The following is a 12,463-nucleotide window of genomic DNA, read 5'->3' as shown; positions in this document are numbered from 1 at the left end:
AACAAGACAAGCAGGGTTGCCTCCCCCCTGCTCTCTACCTAAATGAGTATAGTTTTTTTGTTGGAGGGAGTATCTGGATTCGAACCAAAACCTAAGGTTATGCACACCTTCGCCTTGCCATTTGGCTATACTCCCCTATGAATTGCATGCAAGCTAATTTATTGGAGGGAGTATCTGGACTTGAACCAGAACCTAAGGCTATGCACGCCTTCGCCTTACCATTTGGCTATACTCCCTAACAAGAACATCAACTAGCTATATTTTAACAATACTTTTTTTGATCAATATGATCAATTTCAACTTTTTACTAATAATGATTGGTTTAGCCTATCAATCTTTCATTTTCTATTCGTCATTGCACCGTTTCTTTTTAAGAGAAGTCTAACTGCAATGACGAATCATGTAGGTGTGGACTATTGCCGCAATCAACCGGTTGCGTTCATTATGCTAAAATCAGCTTCCTATTCGGCCAAGGATAAACGGCTCCGTCATCCTCTGGACTGGCGCGTTTACCGATGAAATATAAGAACAGATATAAGGTGCAAAAACTTATGCTTTCTTATATTTTAAGAATATCTTCCGGCATGCTCAATCTATGTTGAGCTTCAGTACTTTCGGGCTGCTTGGCTCCCCACAATGCGAGAGCAAAATCAATTCCAGCTCCGTTCGCGCATTTCTGATCATATACCGTATCCCCAACATAAAGCGTTGTTGCCGGATTTATACCGGTTTGTTCTACATATTTCAATAAAGGATCCGGTTCTGGCTTATGCTTTGCTGTATCATCTGCACAAATAATATGGGAAAAATAATGGTGAATGCCAAGCGGTATAAAATCGACCTGAAACTCCTCCCGAGTTTTAGAGGTGACAATTCCAATATGAATATTATCTTCCACAAGTTTTTCGAGCATATCTGTAATGCCTGAATAGAGAGTCATCAAATCGTTATGCTCCTTCAAATATTGCAGCAGTCTGGCATCTGCACGATCAACATCAGGAACCTTGAGCAGTTTCAAGCTTTTCTTAGTCGGCATGCCTAATACAGGCGTCAGCTCTTCCGCAGAAAACTCTCTGCCGAGCTCTTCAAGCAAAACCTTGTGCAAGGATATTAGAATGGCCTGATCTGAATCAAGAAGCGTTCCATCCACGTCAAATACAATGTTCTGATACATGTTCAATCCTCCTCAGCCAAATCTTTTTTGAAAATCGGCCATAAAATCAGTCAGCGCCTTACATTGTTCGAACGTTACCGCATTATAAATCGACGCTCGCAAATGCCCCGCATCCCGATGCCCCTTTAGCCCAACAAACCCATGCTGTGCTGCTTCTTGTAAAAACTTTTTTTCTAAATCGTCTGAGCTAATTCCGAAGGTGACATTCATTGTCGAACGGCTTTGCGGGTCGGCAAGTCCCATATAGAATCCGCCGCTCTCGTCTATCGTGCTATACAGCAAATCAGCTTTAAGCTGGTTGCGGCGTTCAATGGCCTTCACCCCTCCATTATTACGGATCCATTTAAGCATAAGATTGACAAGATATACTCCAAATACGGGCGGCGTATTATACAGTGAACCGCTATTGGCATGTACGCGATAGTTCATAATATCAGGAATATGGGCAGAAACACGATTCAGCATATCTCGCTTCACAATGACAATGACAACACCTGAAGCTCCTAAATTTTTTTGCGCGCCGGCATAAATCAGCGAGAAATTAGAAGCATCAAAAGAGCGGGACAAAATATCACTGGACATATCCGCAATAAGCGGAATTTCCTCTGTATTAGTAAAGCTTTGGAACTGGGTGCCTGCAATCGTCTCATTAGTTGTAAGGTGAACGTAAGCAGTTTTCGGATGAAGCTTCATATGCTGTAAATCGGGCATTTTCTTAAATTGATCTTCCTCTGAGCTTGCCGCTATAGCAGTCTCGCCAATCTTTAGCGCTTCGGCGATCGCTTTTCCCGACCATGTGCCGCTGTGCACATAGCTTCCTACGCGTCCAGCTGTCAAGAAGTTCATAGGCACCATAGCAAACTGCGTGCTTGCGCCTCCTTGCAGGAATAGCACCTCATACTCAGATGAGATTTGCAGCAGTTGTTTGAGCAGCTGCTGAGACTCATCGTTGATCGCTTCATATTCCTTACTTCGATGCGATATTTCGAGTATGGATAATCCTGTCCCTTGAAGGTCCAAAATTTCCTCCTGCACTTCAAGCATCACTTCTGAAGGCAGTCCAGCTGGTCCTGCATTAAAGTTAAAAACTTGATTCATTTCCATATCCCCCTACTATTCTATAGATATTTCGAATGATTTATCTTACAATGATTGTAATAACCTATTATTTTATAGCTTGATAAAGGAGAACACCCAATGGAATTGAAGCAGTTAGAGTACTTTATGGCCGTTTGCCGAGAGCTGCATTTTACACGTGCTGCTGAAAAGCTTGGCATCGCACAGCCATCATTGAGCCAGCAAATTCGTCTTTTGGAGCATGAAATCGGCACACCGCTATTTGATCGAGTCGGCAAAAAAACGATTATAACCGAAGCGGGGAAAACATTGCTCCATCATAGCTATAATGTTTTTCACGAGCTGTCGCAGGCAAAAGCCGCGATTAGTGAAATACAAGGCTTAGAACGCGGCACTTTAAAAATCGGCGCTCTGCTTACGGTCGTCAATTACTTGCTTCCGCCTACAGTAATCGGATTCCATCGCAGCTACCCGAATGTAGAGCTATCCGTACTTGGTCTGCGGACAGGCGATATTTATAATGGCCTGTTGCAAAATGAGCTTGATTTGGGCATTGTATTTTTGCCTATGGAGCATGACGATTTGGAGACTATCCCGCTCTACAAGCAAAATCTTGCTCTTGCGGCGCCGATTGATCATCCTATTGCTAAAAAGCCATTTGTAAAGCTGGACGTTTTGAAGGACACTCCATCCGTCTTATTGCCAAGCACTTATTTTATGAGACAGTTAATAAATGAAAAGTGCCGCGAGCAGGACTTCGCACCCCAGCCTATTATGGAAATGACAACGATGGAGTCAATCGTTAATATGGTCTGCAAAGGGGTTGGCGTCACTATCCTGCCTAAAGCTTATCTTGATTACATCGACAATAAGCAGATTCGGACAATTCCGATTCAAAATCCAGTGCTCACCACCCAAATCGGTATTGCCTATCGAAAAAACAAATATTTATGCGCAGCTAGCCGCGTGTTTATGGAGCAATTAATTACAACGGTAAAAAGTGATCAGTTTGACTAGGAATGCTTAAGGGGATGCCGATTACTCGGCATCCTTCAGCACGCTTGCAATAATATTTACAGCTTGATCGACTTCTTCATTCGTTATATATAAATTCGGTACTAGCCGAATGACATGCGTCCCCGCTGCCAGCACAAGCAAGCCGTGCTGGACAAGCTTCTGAATAATCGGCGCAACGGGCTGGTAACATTCAATGCCAATCAATAGACCGATACCTCTTATCGACTTCACAGCCGAATAGGACTGCAGCTGATTATTGAGTCTCTCTAAGGCATATGCTCCAACTTGATCCGCGCGATCATACAAACGCTCTTCGACCATCGTTTCTAGTGTAGCAATACCTGCTGCTGCAGCGAGCGGAGCGCCTCCAAAGGTGGAAGCATGACTGCCTGCCGAAAATGCCTCGCGCAGCTTCTTCTTGCCCATCATTGCCCCTATCGGAAAGCCGCTTGCCAGCCCTTTGGCCAGTGTAATAATATCCGGCTCAATCCCATAATGCTCATAAGCAAATAATTTTCCCGTTCGCCCTATCCCAGTCTGTACCTCATCCACAATAAGCAGCAGGCCATACTGCTGGCACAAGGCTGAAAGCTGGCGAACAAATTCATGCTCCGCAGGGTATAAGCCTCCCTCACCTTGCACGAGCTCCAGCATAATAGCAGCCGTTTTATCGGTAATTTTCTCTTTTACAGCTGCAATATCATTATATGGCGCATATGAGAATCCGCCTGGCAGCGGATAAAAGCCGTCCTTCACTTTATCCTGTCCGGTAGCCGTCAACGTCGCCATTGTCCGGCCATGAAACGACTTCTCGAAAGTGATAATTTCGTATCTGTCGTTGCCCAGCACCCGCTGATGATATCTTCTGGCACATTTTATCGCAGCTTCATTCGCCTCAGCGCCGCTGTTACAGAAAAAAACAAGATCTGTACAGCTGTTTTCTGCAAGCAATTGAGCAAGTCTTTCCTGATTAGGAATATGAAACAAATTAGAAACATGCCAAAGCTGATCAAGCTGCTCCTGCACCTTTTTCTTTACTTTTTCAGGCACATGACCCAGATTACAAACCGCAATCCCAGCCATAAAATCTAAATATTGCTTGCCCCCATCATCCCAGACCTTGCTGCCTTCCCCTTTTACAAGCGTAATCGGATATTTCATATACGTCGGGAACAAAGCGCTGCTCGTCTCTACAGTATTCATATGATCTCACTCCCCACCGAACATTACGCGCGTACGGCTTCCTATGGCGTAGACGCTATTTTGTTTTAATCATACAAAGGGAATTGCGAAGTTATCTCTTTCACTCTTTGACTCATCTTTTCCTGAATCGTTGAATCATTTGGACTTTTTAATGCTTGTGCAATTATATCCGCGATCATTTTCATCTCATTGGTTCCCATGCCTCTTGTCGTTGCAGCAGGCGTTCCAAGCCGAATTCCGCTCGTAATCAGAGGACTAGCTGTATCAAAAGGAATCGTATTCTTGTTCACAGTAACGCCGATATTATCCAAAAGCAGCTGAGCTTCTTTTCCATTCAAGCCCATATTGCGAAGGTCGATTAGCACAAGATGATTATCCGTTCCCCCAGATACGACATGGAAACCTTGTTCCATTAAAGCTTCCGCCAATACTTTGGCGTTCTGAACGACACGCTCCATATAATCTCTAAATTCTGGCTTGGCATTTTCTCCAAATGCAACCGCTTTAGCTGCAATCACATGCATTAACGGACCGCCCTGCGTAGTAGGAAAGACTGCTTTATCAATGGCTTGAGCCCATGAATTGCGGCATAAAATGACGCCTCCTCTAGGTCCGCGCAGCGTTTTATGAGTGGTAGTCGTTACAAAATGTGCATGCGGGACAGGATTGGGATGCAAGCCAGCAGCGATAATTCCAGCAATATGCGCCATATCAACAAAGAACAAGGCGCCGATCTCTTCTGCAATTTGGGCAAAAGGCTCAAATTCAATTGTGCGCGGATACGCACTCGCTCCTACGACAATCATGCGCGGTTTATGTTTATGCGCCAGCTTGCGCACTTCATCGTAATCGATGCGGAAGGTTTCGCTATTTACGCCATAAGGGACAAAGTTATACAATTTTGCCGCAGCATTCGCCGGGCTGCCATGCGTCAAATGTCCGCCATGTGCCAAGTTCATGCCAAGAATAGTATCGCCCGGCTTCACGCTGGCGAAGTATACGGCCATATTTGCTTGCGCGCCTGAGTGGGGCTGCACATTGGCATGCTCTGCTCCAAATAAATCCTTCACTCTTTGTCTCGCCAAATCTTCTACGACATCGACGTGCTCACAGCCGCCATAAAACCTTTTTCCCGGATAACCTTCAGCATACTTATTAGTTAAAACTGTTCCCATCGCTTCCAAAACGGCGCTGCTCACAAAATTTTCAGACGCGATCAGCTCGATTTTATCGCGCTGACGTCCCAGCTCCAGCTGAATCGCATCAGCAATTACAGGATCTTGTTTAAGTAAGTAATTCATTTCAGTATCCTCCTCTAAAATATTGCTTTCTCTTCTATAGCAACTTTGACGTGCTTAACGGTTAAATCCTCGGGACCTTTGACAGGCAGTCCGACCTTCAAATGCTCCATTATATATTGAATATGCTGCCTGGCGATGACTTCACCGGGTAACAATATAGGAATGCCTGGCGGATATACATAAATAGATTCAGAAATAATTCTGCCGGCTGACTGCTCGAAAGGAATCAGCTCTGTTTCACAATAGAATGCGTCTCTTGGCGTTAAAGCTAACACTGGAATATCTGGCAGCGCGACATCCACTGGATGAATCTCTGCTTGCTGCTTGCGCTTCTCCGTGGCCAGCTCTTTTAAGGCATTGACTAAACTATCGACTGCTTCAATCGAATCGCCCGGTGTGATTAAACACAATATATTGTACAAATCGCTCAGCTCCACTTCGATATTGCATTGCTCCCGCAGCCAGTTCTCCGCATCATAACCGGTGATGCCAAGCTCGCGAACATGCACGGTAAGCTTTGTCGGGTCAAAGTCAAATGCTGCATCCGTCCATAATATTTCTCTGCCGAAGGAAGCAAGCCCGTCAATTTCATTAATCCGGCCTCTCGCATATTCTGCCAAGCGAATCGTTTTTTCGGACATTTCCCGTCCTTCGATAGCCAGATGCTTACGGGCCGCATCCAGCGATGCCAACAAAATGTAAGAAGTGGAGGTTGTGGTCAGCATGCTGAAAATAGTTTGCACCTTTTGAGGGCGGATAAGCCCTTTTTTTATTTGCAGAAGCGAGCTTTGCGTCAAGGAACCGCCAAGCTTATGCATGCTTGTCGCTGCCATATCGGCCCCGGCCTGCATCGCCGATAATGGAAGCTTATCGTTGAAATGCAGCAAGGCGCCATGCGCTTCATCAACTAAAACAGGGATGTCATAGCTATGAGCTAAATCCACGATGGCCTTCAAATTCGTGCATACGCCAAAATAAGTCGGATTAATAACGAGCACAGCTTTAGCATCTGGATGCCGCTCTAAAGCCTTTCTCACTGAACGTACAGAAATACCATGATCAACGCCCCATTGGGTGTCTCGTTCAGGCGTAATAAATACAGGCTTCGTGCCGGCAAAAATGACCGCTGACAAAATGGATTTATGCAAATTGCGAGGCACGATGATTTTGTCACCTGGTCCGCAAACGGCCATAATCATCGTCATAATCGCGCTGCTTGTACCTTGTACAGAAAACAGCGTATAGTCTGCGCCAAACGCATCTGCAGCAAGGCGCTGCGCCTCATCAATTACACCGGTAGGCTGGTGTAAATCGTCCAGAGGCGCAATATTAATTAAGTCGATGGACAAGGCATTGCCGCCCAGAAACGTTTTAAATCCATTTTCCATTCCTGCCCCTTTTTTGTGGCCGGGTATATGAAATTGAATGGGATCGCGTTTTGCATGCTCCGTTAGAGCCGTAAACAAAGGGGTGCGGTGATGGTCCATTATAGCGGTCAAATCCTTTCAGAATGCGATATCCGTATTTCGATTTAGTATAGAGCGAACAAATTAATTGATCAATTCAATAAATTATATGGTTTTCATAGGAATATCCTATCGATTGGACGAGGGGAAACTATCATTGGGGGAGGCAGCATTCCTTCTTATAAGAAAACACTCCTGATCATAATGATCTAGGAGCGTCCTTTTTTACAGCAGTCTTCAATGATATTTGCACAGGCGTATTTTGTGAGATTGCCTTATTCGCAGCCTCGCCCATTAACAAAGAAATTGCGCCTGCACGAGATCCAGCCTGTTGATCAAGCTGAGGATCAGTAATGATAGAACGAAACAAAAATTCTCGCAGCTGTGTATCTGCGCCGCCGTGTGCACCAGAAACTTTTGGAACCATATATATTATTTTTTCTCTACTTCGCTTATATAGTATGATCGGTCTTTCGTTTTCCTTCGCCTGTTCACCGCTGTAATATTCAGCCAATTCAAGTCTGCCTTTTGTTCCGTTAATAACAGCCTTCCAGCCTTCATATGGACTATGCGCAATAAGAGAATAAGATAGAAGTGCACCACGATCATACTTCACATTAACAGACATCGTATCATAAATATTAATATGATCACCAAACACGCATTGATCACGAATATAGCCGTCTTCTTCTTGTTCCGCATCTAAATAGTAAGCTTTCATGAAATCATCTTCGCGAATATTCCAATAATACTCACAGCTTTGTGTATAGTGACAATTTAAGCAGCGTTTACCCCGTTCCTCTCTTACAGGACCATAGTACCTCGTTGTACCAAAAGCATACAGCTCGGCCGGCTCGTCATCCATCCACCAATTCACGATATCAAAATGATGGGTAGATTTATGTATAAGCAAGCCCCCGCTTATTTCCATTCGGCTATGCCATCTTCTAAAATAATCAGCGCCGTGCACATCGTCCAAAAAATATTCAAAATGAATATTTAATATTTCCCCCACAGCATTTCCAGCAATAAGCTCCTTCACCTTGGCCATATAGGCGTTAAACCGCAAATTGAACGTCACGGTTATGCTTCCCTTTGAATTCTGTTCCGCCGCCAGTATCGCTTCAGTCTTTACTCCATCAATCGTCATCGGTTTTTCAGTGATGACGTCGCAGTCAGCTTCTAATGCACCAATAATATACTTATCATGATAAGCATCTGGAACGGCTACAATAACAACATCCGGCTTTACCTGATTGAGCATTTGTTCAAAGCTTAAAAAAACTGGAATATCTCCGCATTCTTTACTTAATGCCTCTGCTCGAACTTGATTATGATCGTAAATACCAGAAAGGAGTGCGACATCGCCATACTCTGTGGCAAGTGGTTTCGCAAACATAGCCCGAGCCCGATGTCCCGCTCCTACAAGTACATATTTCTTCATCATTTACTCCCCTCGTTCTACACCTTTACGTCATTGAGCAATGAAGCCGAGCCATTGTCCAGGAACAAAGTACATCTAGGGTGTTCTCTTAGCATAGTAGACGGTACCATATTGCTTAACTGATGCTCCAATGTAAGCTTTACTGCCTTTGCCTTCACTTGATGCGGAACGACCGAAACGATATGCTTACTTTTCATAATTTGTTTAACCGTCATCGTAATTGCATGAGTTGGAACATCATCCAAGCTGGCAAACCAGCCTTCTCCAACCTGTTGCTGCTTGCAAGCATCGTCTAAAGCTGCAATTTTGTAAATTTCATCGGTATCAAAATCAGCAGGTGGATCATTAAAGGCGATATGGGCATTTTCACCAATACCGATCAAAGCCAGATCAACTGTACGGCTCCCTAGCTCTTTATTTAATTTCTGTAAATGAGCCGCCACATCTCCTTCGCTATTTACCAAAAATGCTTCTTTTATTGAGACAAACTGTAAAAAACGTTCCTTTAAATACTTTCTGAAGCTAGCAGGATGCGATTCCGGCAAAGCAACATATTCGTCCAAATGAAACATCGTAATTTTACCCCAGTCAATGTCCATCTCAACAAAGGACTGCATAAATTCAAATTGCGAAGAGCCTGTAGACAAAATAATAACAGCTTCACCTTTTTCTTGAATCGTTTGATGCAGAATAGAAGCGCAATATTGCGCTGCTGCTTCGCCTAATTCCGTTGGATTTTCATATATTTTAATATTCATTTTTATCCCCGCTATCTTCATATTAGTATCTGACTAGGTTAATACTTTCGAAAATTCCACATCGTTTGCTAATCCCTTCCATTGTAGCAAGCGTACCTCCAGCTACTAGAATCAAGATATGATTAACACCCGCATGCAACTGAGTGGTTACTTCCCAAGCATACGGTTTACTTAGCACAGTTCCAGCATCATTGCCATTAATAACGCAGCGCGCTGTATCTGCCAAATTGCCTATCTGCAGCCAAATGGACGCCGCCTTTTCTTCTTTTAGAAACCATCCTTCTGGAATAACCAATTCCTTCTCGTACATCATTACGCCCGAATAGTGCGGGAAGCCTAAATAGGACCACTCTGAAAACACGCTTCCATCCAGCGCTGTATCCATCTGCTTGATCGTCCCTGTCATCGCTCCTGCGTAACATAATTCGGCTAGAAAACGGCCATAAAGCCTAAGCGGCTCACAAAATACTCCCCCATTGGGGAAATAAACAGTTACCCAGTTCAATCCCTGCTTTAACACCGAAGCAATGTTCCATTCATAGTTATGAGTATCATATCTGCGCACTCGCTTAGGGGCTGTATTTAATTCTATCCCGTTTACAGAAATAGTTATGCCGTTAGTCAAAGCAAACGATTCCGTCACTAAATACAATGCAGCTGGTACTGCGTCTAAAAAGAACCGACAGTAGGCATGCTCCCCCGGCTGCATATGGCGCTCAGGCTGAGTCGTCAAGCGATGAATCGGAAGCAGCGTAATCGATTTTTTACTCGCGAGCAACTCCTCAGTCGAGCAATGCCAATCTGCCAGCACCAATACATTATCTGTCTTGGGCTGAATATTCCAGCTATCGCTAATATCTAGCGTGACGGAAGGCGTTTCGTACAGGTCACTATTCGCAACCTTATCGAGCGGCTGCTTCCAGCCTGCAGATTTGCTCCACTCGAGATAAATAGAGCCTTCAGGTGCAAGCGATAGCTGCTTTGGCTGTCCTGCCTCATCCAAATGAACAAAAAGCCTGCGCCATTTTTTTTGCCCATTAACTAAAAAAATGAGTTTAGCGCTGCCAACCATTCGGGTATGCATATAAACTTCGCGAGCATATACTTGCTCAGCTTCTGAATCCGCAGCTTCCAGCAGAACAACCTCTCTTTTCACCGTATTCCTCAGCTCAGTAATAAGTGCTGGATCAACAATCTGCCTAGACCAAAATTGTTCAGTGTACGATGCGACATTGCTGGCAGCCTTTTGTGCAGTTTGAATGAGCCGCGGCGGCTCTCCTAAAAGCCATGCCTCGGCACCTTGATCTACCATTCGCTTGCAAAACAGTACTGCTTCGCTTTCTAAAAAATCACCAAACAGCAGCAGCACATCATAGCTTTCATCGCTAATTTCATTTTTCCATTTGCCATTTTCAAGCTTCATCGACAGCAATGCATCTTCATCCACCCAATCAAAATCCCATTGATTAGCTAATAATTCATGCTGCAGCCATGCGAGCCGATCCCGCAGTTGCTCCATCTTCTGCTTCTCATCAGGATAATAAGCACTAAATGAGCTTTGCGGATAATATAACAGCACGTGGCAGTGATGCTTACCCCGTTTCAAACGATTAGATAAATCGGTCAGTCGCTGTGAATATGTCTCATAAAAACTCCAATAGCTCGATTGATAAAAGATCGACGGTGGAGCCTCACGCTTGCGTTGTCCATCAATAGAATAAAACTGCGCATGTGTCACAATATCGGTAATCCCCATTACGAATAGCCAATCTGTCATGCGTTGCATATCGCCAATCGTCATATCCCAGCCATTTGCACCAAATGTCTCCACCATTGCCCCTGGTTTACCGCCATGATGAGCGACTGAACTGACCAGCTTAGGCCCCAAATGTAAAAGCGGTCTTTGCTCATCACCGATAAGTCCAGCTATTAAATCCGTTCCAGGCAACGAAAAGGGCCTTAATAAAGACATTAAATAAGGTGTAAAATGTGTCTGTCCGATTGGATCTTCCTCTGGGCTTAAATGTCCCGTATATAATAAGTGATGCTCCTGACACCATTTCGCAATTGGTTCTATAAATGATTCCAGAATAAGTCGACTAAGCGCATAACGATAGTCATGCCTAATTTGTGCAGTATGTCCGTCAAGCTGCATAAAAAGATGCGGCAATTGATCAGTAAGCTCATAATCAAACATTTTTTTAAAATAAGATGGAAACTGCTCTGTCCAAGCTACAATACCGAGCACTTTAGGTTCATCCGTAAACATGCCTGGGATCGTGCTGCCAAATTTATTGCCGAATCTAGCAGCATAACGCTTATGCGTAAGCTCCATAAAATAACGAACCGCTTCCGGATTAAGCAGATCCGCATAACCGCCTCTAGACGATGGAACTATATTTCGTATTACAAACGCGCAAATTTTCCAATCCCCTGTTGGCAGCACTGCCATCGTTCTATATACCGAACTGCCCGCAGCTGTTCGCCAGTGAGGATTCCCTTCATCCTCGTATCGTCCAAAATAATGCCAGTGATGTACATAGGAGGGGCTCCAATTGACACGAACAATACCTGTTCGGCTTGTTAAATCAATCCACTCACTTCTCTGAGCGCCATCCTTAATAGGTATGGCAAACACCTTAATCAATCTGCCAACCGGAAAGTCAAAGCAGAGTTTTCCGCCAGCACTAACCATCGATTCCATAAATAACGACTTTGCTAAAAATTCCGGTTTATGAAAAGTAACCATTCCGCCAGCTGTCCCGCTAGGATATGGATCCTCATCATACAACCATGCATGCAAGCCGATTTGCTCACAATAGTTCACAATCAGCTCTACCTTTTCCATCCAATCCTCGGATAAATAGGGGGTTTCCAGTCCATCTCGCGGATGAATAAAAACCCCTTTAAACCCTTTATCTTTCATCTCGTCCAGCTGCCATATCAACTCATTTTCCTCAAGCAAATGATTAAGAAACCAGAAGGATATCGGTGTCATAGTTTCTTTCATCGCATATATCCCT

At 44.2% G+C, this 12,463-nt stretch carries 9 protein-coding genes and 2 tRNA genes; 1 reads left to right on the top strand and 10 read right to left on the bottom strand.

Annotated features, from left to right (window positions below):
- Positions 1 to 61 precede the first annotated feature (61 nt).
- The 4 genes from ACRRU2_RS21420 to serC all read right to left on the bottom strand — a co-directional run bounded on the left by ACRRU2_RS21420 (position 62) and on the right by serC (position 2,272).
- Positions 62 to 135: transfer RNA gene (locus ACRRU2_RS21420), tRNA-Cys, on the bottom strand.
- A gap of 27 nt (positions 136 to 162) precedes the next feature.
- Positions 163 to 236, bottom strand: a tRNA-Cys gene (locus tag ACRRU2_RS21415).
- A 323-nt stretch (positions 237 to 559) separates the two neighbouring features.
- Complete coding sequence (locus ACRRU2_RS21410; protein ID WP_331700951.1) at positions 560 to 1,174, bottom strand: HAD family hydrolase; 615 nt, start codon at positions 1,172 to 1,174, stop codon at positions 560 to 562.
- Positions 1,175 to 1,186: 12 nt separating this feature from the next.
- Entirely contained in the window at positions 1,187 to 2,272 is a 1,086-nt protein-coding gene (gene serC, locus ACRRU2_RS21405) for a 3-phosphoserine/phosphohydroxythreonine transaminase (protein ID WP_432504865.1), read from the bottom strand.
- A gap of 99 nt (positions 2,273 to 2,371) precedes the next feature.
- On the opposite strand from serC, the gene ACRRU2_RS21400 reads away from it, so the two are divergent.
- Positions 2,372 to 3,268: a LysR family transcriptional regulator gene (locus ACRRU2_RS21400; protein ID WP_331700953.1), complete on the top strand. Its 897-nt coding sequence runs from the start codon at positions 2,372 to 2,374 to the stop codon at positions 3,266 to 3,268.
- Positions 3,269 to 3,289: 21 nt separating this feature from the next.
- Here ACRRU2_RS21400 and ACRRU2_RS21395 read toward each other — a convergent pair whose 3' ends face one another.
- The 6 genes from ACRRU2_RS21395 to ACRRU2_RS21370 all read right to left on the bottom strand — a co-directional run bounded on the left by ACRRU2_RS21395 (position 3,290) and on the right by ACRRU2_RS21370 (position 12,450).
- Positions 3,290 to 4,471: an acetylornithine transaminase gene (locus ACRRU2_RS21395; RefSeq protein ID WP_331700954.1), complete on the bottom strand. Its 1,182-nt coding sequence runs from the start codon at positions 4,469 to 4,471 to the stop codon at positions 3,290 to 3,292.
- A 65-nt stretch (positions 4,472 to 4,536) separates the two neighbouring features.
- On the bottom strand, positions 4,537 to 5,772 hold the full coding sequence (gene glyA, locus ACRRU2_RS21390) for a serine hydroxymethyltransferase (protein ID WP_331700955.1): 1,236 nt from the start codon (positions 5,770 to 5,772) through the stop codon (positions 4,537 to 4,539).
- A 14-nt stretch (positions 5,773 to 5,786) separates the two neighbouring features.
- On the bottom strand, positions 5,787 to 7,259 hold the full coding sequence (locus tag ACRRU2_RS21385) for an aminotransferase class I/II-fold pyridoxal phosphate-dependent enzyme (RefSeq protein ID WP_331700956.1): 1,473 nt from the start codon (positions 7,257 to 7,259) through the stop codon (positions 5,787 to 5,789).
- Between the two features lie 178 nt (positions 7,260 to 7,437).
- The gene (locus ACRRU2_RS21380; RefSeq protein WP_432504862.1) at positions 7,438 to 8,685 is read right to left on the bottom strand and encodes a Gfo/Idh/MocA family protein; all 1,248 of its coding nucleotides are present in this window, start codon (positions 8,683 to 8,685) and stop codon (positions 7,438 to 7,440) included.
- Positions 8,686 to 8,699: 14 nt separating this feature from the next.
- Positions 8,700 to 9,440, bottom strand: coding sequence for a glucosamine-6-phosphate deaminase (locus tag ACRRU2_RS21375; RefSeq protein WP_432504860.1), 741 nt, complete (start codon positions 9,438 to 9,440; stop codon positions 8,700 to 8,702).
- Between the two features lie 22 nt (positions 9,441 to 9,462).
- Positions 9,463 to 12,450, bottom strand: coding sequence for a glycosyl hydrolase (locus ACRRU2_RS21370; protein WP_432504858.1), 2,988 nt, complete (start codon positions 12,448 to 12,450; stop codon positions 9,463 to 9,465).
- Between the last annotated feature and the right edge of the window lie 13 nt (positions 12,451 to 12,463).

Source organism: Paenibacillus sp. GXUN7292, assembly GCF_050864975.1.
Lineage (GTDB): Bacteria > Bacillota > Bacilli > Paenibacillales > Paenibacillaceae > Pristimantibacillus.
The sequence above is the reverse complement of the archived record's forward strand: the minus strand, read 5'-3'. Positions and strand labels throughout refer to the sequence as shown.